Raw genomic sequence first — 14,506 nt, forward strand, 5'->3', positions numbered from 1 at the left:
GGGTTGCCATCAGGCAGCCCGCCGGGCTTAACCGTCATGATCGCTTACGCGAACGATGCCGCCAGGGTGTTCAGGCCGTCACGATAAATACCTTCGAACAGACGGGTCGCCTCTTCGTCGCTCACGCCATTCGGCGTGAATTCACCGCTCCAGTCCACTTGCGCCTCATGACCGCCCTCGATCGCCGTCACGCTCAACGTCGAGCGATAACCCGTGACCGGAAACGGCGCTTGCAGAATCGAATAGCTGTAGCTGCGCGCCTGCTGGTCGAACGCTTCGAGCCGCTCGACGATCACGTCGCCGCCAGGCGTCGCGAGGTGGCGCACGCGGCCGCCTTCGCTCAGTTCGCTCTTCGGAATAAAGGGCAGCCAGTCAGGCAGGGAATTGAAGCCGCCGATCAACTGCCACACCACATCGGGTGTGGCAGCGATCCGGATGGATGCGCTTGCATGGGCCATATCGTTCTCCAGGTTTGCTTAGGCGCGATCGATCGGCAGCGGCGCATTGGCCGCGACCAGACCCTGTTCGCGCAGTTCGCGCCAAAGATCGGCGGGCACGGTTTCCTTGAGCGCCGCGTGATCTTCTGCGATACGCGCGGGCTTGCTCGCACCTGGGATCGCGGCGGCGACCACCGGATTGGCCAGCACGAACTGAAGCGCTACCGCCTTGACGCTGACGTTATGACGCGCGGCAATCGCCTTGATGCGCTCCACCTTCGCGAGAATCTCGGGCGAGGCCTTCTGATACTCGAAATGCGTCCCGCCTGCCAGCACGCCCGAGCTATACGGGCCGCCCACGACGATTTCAACATCCTGTGCGGCGGCGGCCGGAATCAGGCGCTGCAACGCGCGCTCGTGGTCGAGCAGCGTGTAACGGCCCGCGAGCAGGAAGCCATCGGGCTTCGTTTCGGAAAGATCGAGCAGCAGTTCGCAGGGCTCCACGCGATTGACGCCCAGGCCCCACGCCTTGATGACGCCCTCGTCGCGCAACCGCGACAGGACACGGAATGCACCCGTGCGGGCCTGTTCGAATACGGCAAGCCATTCGTCGCCATAAAAGTCCTGCGCGACGTCGTGCACCCAGACAATATCCAGGCGATCGGTCTTCAGGCGCTTCAGGCTTTCGTCGATCGAACGCAGCGTCGCGTCGGCCGAATAGTCGTTGACGATTTTGTTAGGACGGCCAAATTCGAATACGCCGCCCTTTTCGCCAAGGTCGCGAGCGCTCACATCCTCGATTTCGTCGAGAATCACGCGGCCCACTTTCGTGCTCAGCACGTAATCGTCACGCCGGTAAGCGGCGAGCGCGTCGCCCAGGCGGATTTCCGAAAGGCCCGCGCCATACAGCGGGGCCGTATCGAAGTAACGCACGCCCGTGTCCCACGCGGCCTTGACCGTCGCGAGCGCTTCGTCTTCGGGGATGTTGCGGAACATGTTGCCCAGCGGCGCAGCGCCAAAGCCAAGCTGCGTGCCAGCCGGCAATTTATCCTTGATGCTCATCGACTTGCTCCTGTGTGTGAGTCGGTAGAAGGCAGTCTAGGTTGCGGATTTAAGTCTGTCCAAGACATAATTCGACAAACTTGAGTCCTCGGAGGTCTTGAATGCTGGACATTCGCCAGTTGCACTATTTCGTGGCGGTCGCCGAAGAAGAACACGTCGGCCGCGCCGCCGAACGGCTGCATATTTCGCAGTCGCCGTTGAGCCGCCAGATTGCCCAGCTCGAAGAAAATCTCGGCCTGACCCTGTTCGAGCGCTCGCAGCAGCGCATTCGTCTGACGAGAGACGGGCGCACGTTTCTCGCTGAAACGCAGGCCTTTCTCACGCATGCGAAGCGCCTGGAATCGCTCGCGCGGCGGCTGGGGCGCGGCGACGAAGGCGGCCTTTGCATCGGCTACCTGGAAAACGCCATGCATTCGGGCGTGCTGCCCCACGCGTTGCGCCAGCTTCGCGCGGAACGTCCCGACACGCACATCGCGCTCTACAACCATCAGTCCGCCGACCAGCTCACGGGCCTGCGGCAGCGCAGCCTGGACATCGCGCTCGTGGCCGAGCCGCCGCCCGCCGACGACCCCGACCTGCTGGCCGCCCAGGTGCTCGACGATCCCATGCTGATCGCGATGCCCGAGGATCACCCGCTCGCCAAAGCGGCGAAGGTCACGCCCGACGATCTGGCCGCGCAGAAATGGATTGGGGTGATGCGCACGGAAGGCGCGCTGCGCCACGACAACTTCATAGCGGCCTGCGCCAAGGCGGGATTCACGCCCGATATCGCGCTGGAGGCCACCGAGCCGCTGGCCGCATTGGGACTCGTCGCTGCGGGACTGGGGCTGACGATGGTGCAGCAAAGCCTGCGCCATCAGGCGCCAGCGGGCGTCGTGCTGCGCGAGCTGTCGTGGTTCAGCTATCGCACGGCGCTCTGGGCCGCGTGGCACCGGGTCAACCTGCGGCCGCTGGTGGAGCACTTCCGCAAGGTGCTGTTGCAGTCGAGCACGCCGATAATTAATTCGGCGACCTGATTATTTACCGTGCAATGGACAGCATGCCTGACCCGTCGAACGCGGCCAATTCCTTACCCGCCGTGTAAGACCGTAACAAAATCGTCGCAATAACACAGTAAAGTGTCGGCCATTTTACGCATCGACCATGCTCGCTTCGTTACTGGCCGCATTTTACGAGACCGTCCGGCAAGGCAGCATCACGGCCGCCGCACGGCGTCTCGACGTCAGCCAGCCCACCGTCACCTCGCGCATCCAGCAGCTCGAAAAGCACTATGGCGTCGAGCTGTTCTTCCGGCGCGGCAGCCGGCTCGACCTCACGCAGACCGGCGCGACGATCATGCCGCTCATCGACCGGATGATGCAGACCGAGCACGACATCGATTTCGCGCTGCGCAACGAGCGCGAACTCTTTGCGGGCAGCTTCCGGCTGGGCGCGACGGGCCCGTACTACATTCTCCCGACCATCGCCGCGTTTCGCCGCCGCTATCCGCAGGTGCAGCTCGGCATCGAGATCGACAACTCGCAGGGCGTGCTCGATGCGCTGATGGAGTTTCGCGTCGACGTGGCCGTGTCGTCGAACGCCGTGGACGACCCGAACCTCGTATGCCACCGGATCGCGGACGACAAGCTTGTGCTCGTCGTGGCGCCCGGCCATCGGCTGGCGGGCAAGGGGCCGGTCGAACTGGGAGTGCTCAAGACCGAAACGCTGCTGCTGCGCGAACCCGGTTCGCGCACGCGCGACGCCACGGAAGCGGCGCTGGCGCGCGACGCCATCGAACCCGCGTCGCTCATCGAGATCGGCGGGCGCGAGGCAATCTGCGAAGCGATCCGTCATGGACTCGGTTGTGCGCTCATGCCATCGGGCGAGGTGCCGCGCGGCGCGTCGCTGGTCGCGGTGCCGATCGCACCCGATGGCCCGGTGGTTCACGAGTATCTCTACCATCTGCGCAGCCGCGCGAACACGCGCATGATCGTCGCGTTCATGGCGACGCTCAATGACACGCTGAACCCGCCACTGAACGGGACGCACGCGCCCACCCAAAAAATGCCGATACGCCTATAGGTAATCTTGCGTAAAACGAAATAAGCCCGTCTTACCGGCTTCGTAAGATTTCCTGCACTCGCCGGACTGTCCGGCGATACGAACAGCAGGGGACAAACGATGACAAGGCAGGCAGCCACGAAGGCAGCTACGAAGGCAGCCATAGCGGCAGGCGTGCAGGCGCTGTGCGCGCTCGCGCTCGCTGGCGCACTCGCGGGATGCGGTGGCGAGACGACGCACGCGTCGGGCGCATCGGGCTCGTCGGGCGCGGCGAACAACGCTGCGGGCAGCACCGGCTCGGGCGCGGGCACCAGCACTGGCACCGGCAGCACCACGCCGGTCAACAAGATGCTCGTGATCGAACTGGACGGCGTGACGTACAACGCGCTCACCACGGCGATTGCAGCGGGCAAGCTGCCGAACCTTGCAAAGCTCAACTTCGCGCCCGCCTACAGCGGCGGCGTGAACAGCACCCTGAGCCAGCAGCCGAATCTCGATACGCCCGGCTGGGCAACCCTTGTGACCGGCACGTGGGCCGATCGCCACCAGATCAATTCCGATGCTGCCGGGCAGGCATTGCACGCGCCAACCGTGTTCTCGATGCTCAAATCGGCGGGTGCGGGCACGCTCGGCGCGGCGCTCGATTCGCCGGGCTTTGCCGCGATCCTCGCCGCCGATCAGAACGCGGGTTACCTCGACAGCGTCGTCAATTGCGCGTCCGTGGACAGCTGCGTGACGAAGCAAGGCCTGAGCATGATCGACAACGGCTATTCGCTCGTCGTCGCGCAATATCATTCGGCGCAGGACGCGGCCCTGAACTGGGGCCTCAATTCGTCGAATTACGCGAGCACGCTCACGCAACTCGACAACGCCGTGGGCTCGCTGGTTGCAGAGACCGCCAAACGCAGCGGCGAAAACTGGCTCGTGATGGTCAGCGCGAGCCACGGCCTGAACGCGGCAGGCGGCACGGACGGCCTGCCGCTCGCAGCCGAATCCACGAGCTTTATCGGCATCAATACGCAGAGCAACGGCCGCCAGGGCAGCAGCGCCGCGCCCACTTCGCTCGCCGACCTCTATACGCGTGCGAGCATCGCCGATATCGCGCCCACGCTGCTCGCGTGGCAAGGCGCGCTGCCGTCTGCCGCGACGTATGCGCTCGACGGCGGCGAGCTGACGGGACAGCAGCCGGTCTCGCAACTGAGCGGCGTGACGGGCAGCGACAACGCCAGCACCGTGCTCACGTGGGCCGCGCCCACGGCCGGTGCGATCACCGTGCTGCGCGACGGCCAGCAGATCGCCAGCCTGCCCGCAGGCACGACGACCTATACGGACAGCAACCTCGGCGTGAGCACGACGGGCGCCTATACCTTCAATTACGCGGTTGCAGCGGGCGCAGCGCCAGTTTCGTCGCTGATTCGCGTGGCCTATGTAGCCCCGCCGCCGCCCCCGCCTCCGCCGCCCGCGCTCGCCACCACGCTGACGAACGGGCTGTCGACGTATTACCCGTTCGGCGCGCTGCCTGCCGTCGACAAGATGAGCGCCAGCACGCTGGCCGCGTGGGCCTCGGACGCGGACGGCGGCTCGCTCACGGCCGATCCGTTCGGCGGCAAGGGTCTCAAGATCGATACGAGCATCGTCGATACGAACGGCTTCGACGGCTATCGCCTCCAGCAGACCAACGACGTGACTAAGCAGACGCAATTCACGCTGGGCTTCTGGTTCATGACGTCGTGCCAGAACCTCACGGGCAACGGCACGCCGGTGCTGTCGAACAAGAACTACTACTCGGGCGGCAATGCGGGTATCGCCATCGGCCTGTTCCCGGGATCGACCACGAGCTGCAACGTGCGCTTCAACGTGGGCGATGGTAGTACCCGCAACGACATGAATTCGGCGACCGTCACGGCCAACAAGTGGGCCTATGTCGCGCTGAGCATCGACACGAGCGGCAAGACGATGACGGGCTATGTGTTCGACCCGGTGCTGGGCGAACAGAAGTACACCGCGTCGCTTACGGTGAATGTCGCGAAGCTGCCGGGTCTGGGCTCCTTCGGCTTGAACGAGGACGGCACGGGCCAGTACTACATGAACGCCTGCAAGGACACGCCGCCCTATACGGCCGGCAAATGCGCGGCGACGCCGCCCGATGTGCAGTCGTTCGGCGACCTCGCGTTCTGGAAGCGCACCGTGACGGAAGCCGAATTGCAGACTGTCTACGGTTCGGGCAAGCCGCTGTCCACGCTGTTGCCTTGAACGATATTGCCCGGAGATATTCGACGATGAATCACGCTTTCATGCCTCAAGGCATTCGCTTCGGCGCGGCGGCGCTTCTTGCAACCGCCCTTGCTGTGTCGCTGGCCGCTTGCGGCGACGGCTCGAACAGCAACGCATCGGGTGCGGGCGCAACGGCCAATACCGCCGCAGCCGGTGCGGGCGGCGCAAGCGCGCCGGTCGCGATCGTCGCAGCGCCTGCCTCCGGCAGTTGCGCGGCGTCGGGCGTCGCCGCCTCGCAGCCCCTGCTCAACACGCAACTGGACTGCGCGCCCTGATCGAGGCGGGCCGCGCGAATCGCCCTTGAAACAAGGGCCGCGCGGCTCGCTTCCGGCAGACGCAACTGAACGCACTCGAACGCGACCGAACGCACCCAGACGCACCCCAGCGAATACACCGTCAACGCGCGCGCTGGCTCGCCGGTCGCGCCTGCCTGCGCGCGCGCCATCACCGAAAAAAACACTGCCCATCATGACTTCAATGGATCGCCGTCACTTCCTGCGCGCCGCCGCGGGCGCGTCGCTCAGCCTGTTTCCGCCTGCGATCCGGCGTGCGCTCGCGATTCCCGCGAACAACACGACCGGCACGATCAACGACGTGCAGCACGTCGTGATCTTCATGCAGGAAAACCGCTCGTTCGACCATTACTTCGGCACGCTGCCCGGCGTGCGCGGTTTCGCCGACCGCTTCACGATCCCGCAGCCCAATGGCGCGAATGTCTGGCAGCAAAGCGACGGCAGCCGCACCGTGCTGCCCTTCCACCTGGACAGCACGAAGGGCAACGCGCTGCTCGCGGGCGGCGCGCATTCGTGGAGCGATTCGCATAGCGCGTGGGACAACGGCCGCATGACGCAATGGCCGAAGTCGAAAGGCGATGTGTCGATGGGCTACCTGCAGTCCGCCGACCTGCCGTTTCATTTCGCGCTGGCCAATGCCTTCACGATCTGCGACGCGTACCACTGCTCGCTGCACGGCGGCACGAACTCGAACCGCATCTTCATGTGGACAGGCACCAACGGCCCGACCGGCTCGAACTACGCCGTGGTGAACAACAACGGCTGGGACGGCCTGGGTGCATCGGCAACGGGCCTCACGTGGACGACGTACGCCGAGCGCCTGCAAGCCGCCAATGTGAGCTGGAAGGTCTACGAAAACCAGCCGGACAACTACACCGACAACCCGCTTGCGGGTTTCGCCACCTTCCGCAAGGTCAACGAGACCGTGCCCGGTTCGCCGAACGCGCCCTATACGGCGGCGATGGAGGCGCTCTCGCCGCTTTATAAGGGCATCGGCAACACCATGCCCGACGGCGGCTTCCTGCAGGCGCTGCGCGACGATATCGCCGCCGGGCAACTGCCGCAGGTGAGCTGGATCGTCTCGCCGCAAGCCTATTGCGAGCATCCCGGCGCGTCCACGCCGGGCCAGGGCGCGTACTACCTGCAATTGCTGCTCGACGCGCTGACCGCGAATCCGGACGTGTGGAGCAAGACCGTGCTCATCGTGAACTACGACGAGAACGACTGCTTCTTCGACCACATGCCGCCGCCCGACGCGCCCTCGCCCAACGGCGACGGCACCTATGCAGGCAAGTCCACGGTCACGACGCAGTACGAATACTTCACGGTGCCGAACCCGCCTGGCGATTCGTCGCCGCTCAAGCCCGACGGCCTGCCGTACGGCCCGGGCCCGCGCGTGCCGATGTTCGTGATCTCGCCGTGGAGCACGGGCGGCTACGTCAATTCGCAGGTGTTCGACCATACGTCGGTGCTGCGTTTTCTCGAAGCGCGCTTTGGCGTGAGCGAGCCGAACATCAGCCCGTGGCGGCGCACCGTGTTCGGCGACCTGACCTCGTGCTTCAACTTCGCGACGCCGAACGACGCCACGCCCGCCGCCATCGCCGCGCCGACCAAGGCCGCCGCCGATGCGCAAAGCGCCCAGCAAAGCGCACTTGGCGCGGTGCCGGTGCCGTCGGTCGCCACGCAGTCGATGCCGCAACAGGCGCTGGTGCTGCGTCCCTCGCGCGCGCTGCCCTATCACCTGCACACGAGCGCGAACGTCGATACGCAGAACGGCGCCGTGTGGCTCGTGTTCAGCAATACCGGCAGCGCGGGTGCCGTGTTCCATGTCTACGACCAGTTGCACCTGGATCGCGCGCCGCGCCGCTACACCGTGGAAGCGGGCAAGGAACTGTCGGATATCTGGACGCCCGCCACCACGGACAGCGGCGCATACAGCCTCTGGGTGCTGGGCCCCAATGGTTTCCATCGCGAGTTCACCGGCAACATCGTTGCGGCCGCAACGGGCCCGAAGCCCGAAGTGCGCGTGTGCTACGACGAAACCAATAACGCCGTGTACCTGACCATCATGAACACGGGCACGTCCACGACAAGCGTCACGGTCACGAGCAACGCCTATCGCACGGACGGCCCCTGGGCCTATAGCGTGCCCGCCGGCATGCAGGTCGAGCCGTACTGGTCGCTCACGGCGTCGAACGGCTGGTACGACTTCACGCTCGCAGCGGAAAACGGCGTGACGCGCCGCTTCGCGGGGCGCGTCGAAACCGGCAAGGACAGCGTCAGCGACCCGGCGATGGGCGCGGCAAGCTGATCGAAACACCCCATAAAAAAGCCACTTTTTTTAATTCAACCACCGTCACACGACAACACAACAGATGAACACGCTTCGACTTTCCGTCCTCTCCATCGCCCTGCTGGGCGTGAGCACCGCTGCCTTCGCGGCGGACAGCGTCACGCTCTACGGCGTCATCGACACGTCGATCCAGTACGTGAGCCACGCCAACTCGCAGGGCGACCATCGCTGGGGCATGGCCGACAGCAACCTGTCGGGCAGCCGCTGGGGCCTCAAGGGCGCAGAAGACCTGGGCGGCGGCCTCAAGGCGATTTTCCAGCTGGAAAGCGGCTTCAATCCGAATAGCGGCGGCTTCCACCAGGGCGGCCGCATGTTCGGCCGCCAGGCGTTCGTGGGCCTGTCCGGCGACCAGTGGGGCACGGTGACGCTCGGCCGCCAGTACGACCCGCTCGTCGACATGGTGCAGCCGCTCACGGCCGATAACGACTTCAGCAGCATGTTCTCCACGCCGGGCGACGTCGACAACAACGACAACAGCTCGCGCACGAACAACGCCGTGAAGTATGTGTCGCCGGTGATGTCGGGCTTCCAGTTCGAAGGCCTTTACGCCTTTGGCGGCGTCGCGGGGCAGACCGGCTCGGGCCAGACGTGGTCGGGCGCGGCCACCTACTCGATGGGCCAGTTCAGCGCGGCGGCGGGCTATTTCTATGCTGCCAACGCAACGTCGAGCGTCAAGCGCACCGGCTGGAGCAGCACGTCGGACGGCACGTTCGACGGCAACTTCGATCCCAACACGCCGATCAACAACGGCTATATCACGGCGAAGTCGATCGGCATTGCGTCGGTGGCGGTGCAGTACGTCGTGGGGTCGGTGAAGATGAACCTGCGCTATAGCAATGCGCAATATCGTCCGGACGCGCAATCGGCGTTCGGCAGCACGGAGCGCTACAACGTGGGCGGCGCGTATGTCGGCTACCAGGCGACGCCGGCGCTGCTGCTGGGCCTCGGCTACATCTATACGAAGGCCGATGGCAATACGTCGGCGACGTACCACCAGGTGTCGGCAGGCGCGGACTATTCGCTGTCGAAGCGCACGGACGTCTACCTGATGGGTGCATGGCAGCACGCGAGCGGCACGCAGGGCAACGGCAAGGGCGGCACGGCCCCGGCAGAAGCGTCGATCGGCTCGTACGGTTACTCGTCGAACGACACGGTGCAGGCGATTGCCACCGTGGGTATCCGCCACAAGTTCTGACCGGCTCGCTGTTTTCAGCGCTGTTTCAGCGCTGTTATCCGGATTGAAAGGCCGCGCATCGATGATGCGCGGTTTTTTTTATGCGCGCCCGAAACCCGCTTCAGCCCGCTCTTTGAGTGCGCTCCACGCACTCGACAAAATACTCAAGCGCCGCCGTCAGGACGAGATCGCGCCGGTGCATGAGTCCCAGCGTCAGGCGCGGCTCGCGCGCATCGGTCTGCAGCTTCTGCAACGTGCCGTTCCTGAGCTGCTCCTCCAGCAAGAACGCGGGCCACACGCTCACCGTGCCCGGCTCCTGCGCAAGCTGCGCGTAGAGCCGCTGCGACGTGCATACGTTGACATGCGAAGGCATCGGCAGCACCCGCTCCCCGCCCAGCTCGCGCCAGTACGCGGGCAGGCTTTCGCGCGTGTGGTTGTACAGCCAGCGCGCGCGGGCGAGGTTGGCCAGTTGCGTCTCCTGCGCGAGCGGATCGTCCTTGCGCACGGCCAGCACCTGGGCGGTCTCGCTGAGCGCGATCACGCGATATTCCGCCGTCACGTCGCTGCTGGCGACAAAGGCCACGCAAAGATCGAATGAGCCGTCGCGCAACCCGTCGATGATCTGCGTCGGCAGGCATTCGTAGACGTTGAGCCGCACGTCGGGCAAGCGTGCGCGAAACGCCCGCAGCGCCTCGGGCATCGCAAACGACGACGCGAGCAGCGACACGCCGATGGACAGCGTGCGTTGCGCCCCCGAACGCATCTCCTCAAGCTCGCGCTCCGCGCTGGCGATTTCCGCGACCACGGCGCGGGCGCGCCGCAGCAGCGTTTCGCCATAGCGCGTGAGGCGCACGCCTGCCCCGCTGCGCTCCAGCAGTTGCACGCCCAGGCGCGCCTCCAGCTCCTTGATGCTCTTGGTGACGGCGGGCTGGGACACGTTCAGCGCGTGGGCCGCCGCCATGAGCGTGCCGTGCTCGGCGATGGCCACGAGCATCTGCAACTGCGTCGTCTTGAGCGTGCCGCGTTCCATAAGCATTCGCTATATGCATGAGAAATTGGAAATCGGCGTCCGACACGCCGCCCCTAGTATGCGAGCTCCGGCACAACCGAAGGCCGGAAGTATACAAGGAGGCGACAGTGGCACCAGAAGCAACGTGGGCAACATGGGCAACGGATACGGCAGACATCGCCGTCGATATCGACATCGACGAACTGGTCGCGCTGCGGCGCGACATTCACGCCAACCCCGAAGTGGCGTTCGACGAGCATCGCACGAGTGAACTGGTGGCCGCGAAGCTGCGCGCGTGGGACATCGAAACCCATACCGGCATTGGCGGCACGGGCGTGGTGGGCGTCGTGCACGGGCAGCGCGGCAAGGGTCGCACGATCGCGCTGCGCGCCGACATGGACGCCCTGCCGATGGAAGAGGAAGGCCGCCCGCTGCACCGCTCGATGCGGCAAGGCGTCTTTCACGGCTGCGGCCACGACGGCCATACCGCGATGCTGCTGGGCGCGGCCCGCCATTTCAGCCGCCATCGCGACTTTGCCGGCACCGTGGTGCTCGTGTTCCAGCCCGCCGAGGAAACCGGCGGCGGCGCCAACGCCATGCTCGCGGACGGGCTGGAAGCGCGCTTTGGGTATGACGAAATCTTCGCGCTGCACAACGCGCCCCATTTCGCGCCGGGCACGTTCGGCGTGCTCGACGGCGCGATGCTGGCGTCGTGCGACGAAGTGATAGTCCGTATCGACGGCGTCGGCGGACACGGCTCCGCGCCGGAGAAAACCCGCGACCCGGTCATGGCCGCGGCGCAGCTGATCTGCGCGCTGCAGACCGTCGTCAGCCGCTCGATCGAGCCCAGCGCGACCGCCGTGCTGAGCATCGGCAGCATGCACGCGGGCAGTGCGCCGAACGTGATCCCGTCGCACGCCGAACTGACCGGCACGCTGCGCGCCTTCGACGAAAACGTGCGTGCGCTGGCCAGGTCGCGCATCGAGGAAATCTGCGCGGGCATCGCGACGCTCAGCACCTGCTCGATCGCCGTCGAGTTCCGCAACAGCTCGCCCGCGACGATCAATCATCGCGAGCAGGCCGAGGCGGCGGCGCGCGTGGCCGCCGATATTTTCGGCGCGGACAACGTGCTGCGCGATTTCCCGCCGCTCAATGGTTCCGAGGACTTCTCCGAGTTCCTGCTGCGCCGCCCCGGCGCTTATGCCCTGCTTGGCCAGGGCGGCGTCTATTGCCATCACCCGGAATTCGATTTCAACGACGACGTGCTGCCGTTCGGCGTGCGCTTTTTCGTCTCGCTCGCTCACGCCCGCCTTGCGGCCTGAGCGCTCGCCCGGAACACGATCAAGGACTATTCGATGAAACACTTCAAACCGGCTTTCCGGCGCGTCGCCGCCGCCCTGTTTTGCGCAGCAGGTGCATCGTTGTGCGCCCATGCGTCTGCCGCCACGTTGCGCTTCGGCACCGATCCCAGCTACCCGCCCTACGAATACAAGCTGCCCGACGGCAAGCTCGCGGGCCTCGACATCGACATCGGCAATGCCATCTGCGCGGCGGCCAAGGTGCAGTGCGTCTGGGTCGAGAGCAGCTTCGACGGGCTGATCGCCGGGCTGCAGTCGCGCAAGTTCGATGCGATCGACGCATCGCTCGCGCCGACAGCCGCACGCCGCGCGGTGATGGATTTCACGCAGCCCGTCTATCCCGCGGATATCCGGCTCGTGGCGGCGCGCGACGCGCACCTGACGCCCGACGTCAAGGCACTGGCGGGCAAGCGCGTAGGCGTGCTGCAAGGCTCGACGCAAGCGGCCTTCGCGAAGTCGAACTGGGCCACGCATGGCGTGAGCATTCAGGAGTACCAGGATCAGGACAGCATCTACGCCGACCTGGCCAATGGGCGGCTCGACGCCACCGTCGTGCTGGGTTCGGCGGCGCGCCTGGGCTTTCTTGCCAAGCCTCAAGGCGCACGCTTCGAACTGGCGGGCCCGCGTATCGACGATCCCGCCATCATGGGCGCGAGCAGCGTGATGGGCGTGCGCAAGGGCGACGGCCGCACGCTGGAGGCGCTCAACGCCGCACTCGCGCGCCTCAAGCAGGACGGCACGATCGAGCGCCTTGAACAGCACTATCTGGGCGACGCGCAAGCCGCCAAATAGCCGCCAAATAGCCACGAAATAAGCACGCAGTCACCACAAAGCAAACACACAGCGAACGGCAGGCGCCGTTCGCGACGACGATCGATAACAACATTCGGGACATCCATTGAAAAAGACACATCTGCTCGTGAGCGTGCTCGCGGGAATGGCGTTCACGCCCGCGTGGGCGCAAAGTTCGGTCACCCTGTTCGGCCTGGTCGACGAGGGCATCGACTACACCAGCAACGTGCGCGGCCACGCCATCACGGAAATGCTGAGCGGCGCGGCCCAGGGCAGCCGCTGGGGGCTGCGCGGTACGGAAGCGCTGGGCGGCAAGCTCTCCGCCGTGTTCCAGCTGGAAAGCGGCATCGACGCCAGTTCAGGACGGCTAATGGAAGGCAGCCGGATGTTCGGGCGCCAGGCGTGGGCCGGCATCGCGCACGACGATATCGGCACGCTCACGTTCGGGCGCCAGTACGATTCGCTCGTCGAGTACCTTGCGCCGCTCACGGCAAACGGCAACTGGGGTGGCTTCCTGTTCGAGCATCCCTACGACAACGACAACACCGACAACTCGTTCCGGCTCGACAACGCCGTGCAATTCAACAGCGCGAACCTGGGCGGACTGCGCGTCGGCGCAACCTATGCGTTCTCTAACCTGCCAGGCCAGGTGTCGACCAACAACGCCCAGAGCGTGGGTGTCAGCTACGCCGTGAACGGGCTCACGTTCGGCGCGGCGTGGCTCAACGTGACGAATCCCGGCGCGAACGCGCTGGGCGCGGTGACCACCGACGACGCCGGTTTTGTCGCGGCGCGTCATCGCGTCTACGGCGCGGGCGTCAATTATCAGATCGATGCCGTGACGCTTGGCTTCGTGTACACGCATACGAATCTCAGCAATCCCACGGCCTATTCGTATATCAGCGGCGCGATCGTGCCGGCGGGACAGCATGCGTCGTCGCTGGTTTTCGATAATTTCGAAGTCAACGCGAACTGGGCGATCACGACGGCGCTGATGTTCGGCGCGATGTACGACTACACCCAGGCGAAGCTCGCGACGACGTCTGGCTCGTACCGGCCGAAATACCATACATTCGGCTTGATGCTCGATTACAACCTCACTAAACGCACCGACGTCTACGCGATGGCCAGCTACCAACGCGCCAACAGCGCGAACAGCGGCACCGCGCTCGACCTGGCCTATGCAGGCGGCGCCGACGACAGTTCGTCGAATCAGCGGCAATTCGTTGGCCGGGTCGGCCTGCGGCACAAGTTCTGATCAGGTTGAACCGACGGGGGCGGCGGCCCTGCGTGCGCCCTCGAATAATTTTCTTCCCTGCTGTAACCGGTGGCGCGGCGTGCGCGAATTAGCTGGTGTATCCGCTGCGGATACCCACTACCTCTACCACCGGAGAACACTCATGTCCGCCAAGCTCAACGTCAATGCCGCCCTGCTCGCAGGCGCCGTCGCAAGCCTGCTCGCTTCCACCGTCCACGCCGCGCCGCTGACCCAGGCCGAAGCCAGCGCCGCCATCGCCGCCCACAAGGAAAAGTGCTACGGCGTGGCGCTCAAAGGACAGAACGACTGCGCGGCCGGGCCGGGCACGACCTGCCAGGGCACGTCGGCGATGGACTTCCAGGGCAATTCGTGGAAGTTCGTCCAGGGCGGCACGTGCACGAGCATCCAGGTGCCGGGCGGCGGCCACGGCTCGCTCACGCCGATGAAGTCCTGATC

The 14,506-nt window shown here is 65.4% G+C and carries 13 protein-coding genes; 10 read left to right on the forward strand and 3 right to left on the reverse strand.

Annotation, left to right across the window (positions count from 1 at the left end; translation table 11 throughout):
• Positions 1–44: 44 nt before the first annotated feature.
• Together BBA01S_RS09005 and BBA01S_RS09010 are read right to left on the reverse strand one after the other, a co-directional pair.
• Positions 45–458: an SRPBCC family protein gene (locus BBA01S_RS09005; RefSeq protein WP_027816131.1), complete on the reverse strand. Its 414-nt coding sequence runs from the start codon at positions 456–458 to the stop codon at positions 45–47.
• Between the two features lie 18 nt (positions 459–476).
• The gene (locus BBA01S_RS09010; RefSeq protein WP_027816132.1) at positions 477–1,499 is read right to left on the reverse strand and encodes an aldo/keto reductase; all 1,023 of its coding nucleotides are present in this window, start codon (positions 1,497–1,499) and stop codon (positions 477–479) included.
• Between the two features lie 101 nt (positions 1,500–1,600).
• On the opposite strand from BBA01S_RS09010, the gene BBA01S_RS09015 reads away from it, so the two are divergent.
• The 6 genes from BBA01S_RS09015 to BBA01S_RS09040 all read left to right on the forward strand — a co-directional run bounded on the left by BBA01S_RS09015 (position 1,601) and on the right by BBA01S_RS09040 (position 9,654).
• Positions 1,601–2,515: a LysR family transcriptional regulator gene (locus BBA01S_RS09015; RefSeq protein WP_027816133.1), complete on the forward strand. Its 915-nt coding sequence runs from the start codon at positions 1,601–1,603 to the stop codon at positions 2,513–2,515.
• A 127-nt stretch (positions 2,516–2,642) separates the two neighbouring features.
• Entirely contained in the window at positions 2,643–3,560 is a 918-nt protein-coding gene (locus BBA01S_RS09020; protein WP_027816134.1) for a LysR substrate-binding domain-containing protein, read from the forward strand.
• Positions 3,561–3,659: 99 nt separating this feature from the next.
• The gene (locus BBA01S_RS09025) at positions 3,660–5,792 is read left to right on the forward strand and encodes an alkaline phosphatase family protein (RefSeq protein ID WP_027816135.1); all 2,133 of its coding nucleotides are present in this window, start codon (positions 3,660–3,662) and stop codon (positions 5,790–5,792) included.
• Positions 5,793–5,818: 26 nt separating this feature from the next.
• Complete coding sequence (locus tag BBA01S_RS09030) at positions 5,819–6,088, forward strand: hypothetical protein (protein WP_042296556.1); 270 nt, start codon at positions 5,819–5,821, stop codon at positions 6,086–6,088.
• Between the two features lie 193 nt (positions 6,089–6,281).
• Positions 6,282–8,417, forward strand: a complete 2,136-nt coding sequence (locus tag BBA01S_RS09035) for a phosphocholine-specific phospholipase C (RefSeq protein WP_027816137.1) — start codon at positions 6,282–6,284, stop codon at positions 8,415–8,417.
• A 64-nt stretch (positions 8,418–8,481) separates the two neighbouring features.
• Positions 8,482–9,654, forward strand: coding sequence for a porin (locus BBA01S_RS09040; protein ID WP_027816138.1), 1,173 nt, complete (start codon positions 8,482–8,484; stop codon positions 9,652–9,654).
• 100 nt (positions 9,655–9,754) lie between these two features.
• On the opposite strand, the gene BBA01S_RS09045 is transcribed toward BBA01S_RS09040, so the two are convergent.
• On the reverse strand, positions 9,755–10,669 hold the full coding sequence (locus BBA01S_RS09045; RefSeq protein WP_084162022.1) for a LysR family transcriptional regulator: 915 nt from the start codon (positions 10,667–10,669) through the stop codon (positions 9,755–9,757).
• A gap of 149 nt (positions 10,670–10,818) precedes the next feature.
• On the opposite strand from BBA01S_RS09045, the gene BBA01S_RS09050 reads away from it, so the two are divergent.
• The 4 genes from BBA01S_RS09050 (at position 10,819) to BBA01S_RS09065 (ending at position 14,504) form a co-directional block, all read left to right on the forward strand.
• Positions 10,819–11,964: an amidohydrolase gene (locus tag BBA01S_RS09050; RefSeq protein ID WP_042296731.1), complete on the forward strand. Its 1,146-nt coding sequence runs from the start codon at positions 10,819–10,821 to the stop codon at positions 11,962–11,964.
• A 33-nt stretch (positions 11,965–11,997) separates the two neighbouring features.
• Entirely contained in the window at positions 11,998–12,792 is a 795-nt protein-coding gene (locus BBA01S_RS09055) for a transporter substrate-binding domain-containing protein (RefSeq protein ID WP_027816141.1), read from the forward strand.
• 106 nt (positions 12,793–12,898) lie between these two features.
• Complete coding sequence (locus tag BBA01S_RS09060) at positions 12,899–14,050, forward strand: porin (RefSeq protein ID WP_027816142.1); 1,152 nt, start codon at positions 12,899–12,901, stop codon at positions 14,048–14,050.
• Between the two features lie 142 nt (positions 14,051–14,192).
• Entirely contained in the window at positions 14,193–14,504 is a 312-nt protein-coding gene (locus BBA01S_RS09065) for a BufA1 family periplasmic bufferin-type metallophore (RefSeq protein ID WP_027816143.1), read from the forward strand.
• Positions 14,505–14,506 lie beyond the last annotated feature (2 nt).

The organism is Paraburkholderia bannensis NBRC 103871 (genome assembly GCF_000685015.1).
In the GTDB taxonomy this organism is placed as follows: domain Bacteria; phylum Pseudomonadota; class Gammaproteobacteria; order Burkholderiales; family Burkholderiaceae; genus Paraburkholderia; species Paraburkholderia bannensis.

Excerpts from the sequence above, each read along its gene's own strand:
- BBA01S_RS09015 (WP_027816133.1), top strand. The coding sequence starts at position 1,601 with ATGCTGGACATTCGCCAGTTGCACTATTTCGTGGCGGTCGCCGAAGAA.
- BBA01S_RS09020 (WP_027816134.1), top strand. The coding sequence starts at position 2,643 with ATGCTCGCTTCGTTACTGGCCGCATTTTACGAGACCGTCCGGCAAGGC.
- BBA01S_RS09010 (WP_027816132.1), bottom strand. The coding sequence starts at position 1,499 with ATGAGCATCAAGGATAAATTGCCGGCTGGCACGCAGCTTGGCTTTGGC.
- BBA01S_RS09025 (WP_027816135.1), top strand. The coding sequence starts at position 3,660 with ATGACAAGGCAGGCAGCCACGAAGGCAGCTACGAAGGCAGCCATAGCG.
- BBA01S_RS09035 (WP_027816137.1), top strand. The coding sequence starts at position 6,282 with ATGACTTCAATGGATCGCCGTCACTTCCTGCGCGCCGCCGCGGGCGCG.
- BBA01S_RS09065 (WP_027816143.1), top strand. The coding sequence starts at position 14,193 with ATGTCCGCCAAGCTCAACGTCAATGCCGCCCTGCTCGCAGGCGCCGTC.
- BBA01S_RS09055 (WP_027816141.1), top strand. The coding sequence starts at position 11,998 with ATGAAACACTTCAAACCGGCTTTCCGGCGCGTCGCCGCCGCCCTGTTT.
- BBA01S_RS09040 (WP_027816138.1), top strand. The coding sequence starts at position 8,482 with ATGAACACGCTTCGACTTTCCGTCCTCTCCATCGCCCTGCTGGGCGTG.
- BBA01S_RS09030 (WP_042296556.1), top strand. The coding sequence starts at position 5,819 with ATGAATCACGCTTTCATGCCTCAAGGCATTCGCTTCGGCGCGGCGGCG.
- BBA01S_RS09045 (WP_084162022.1), bottom strand. The coding sequence starts at position 10,669 with ATGCTTATGGAACGCGGCACGCTCAAGACGACGCAGTTGCAGATGCTC.
- BBA01S_RS09005 (WP_027816131.1), bottom strand. The coding sequence starts at position 458 with ATGGCCCATGCAAGCGCATCCATCCGGATCGCTGCCACACCCGATGTG.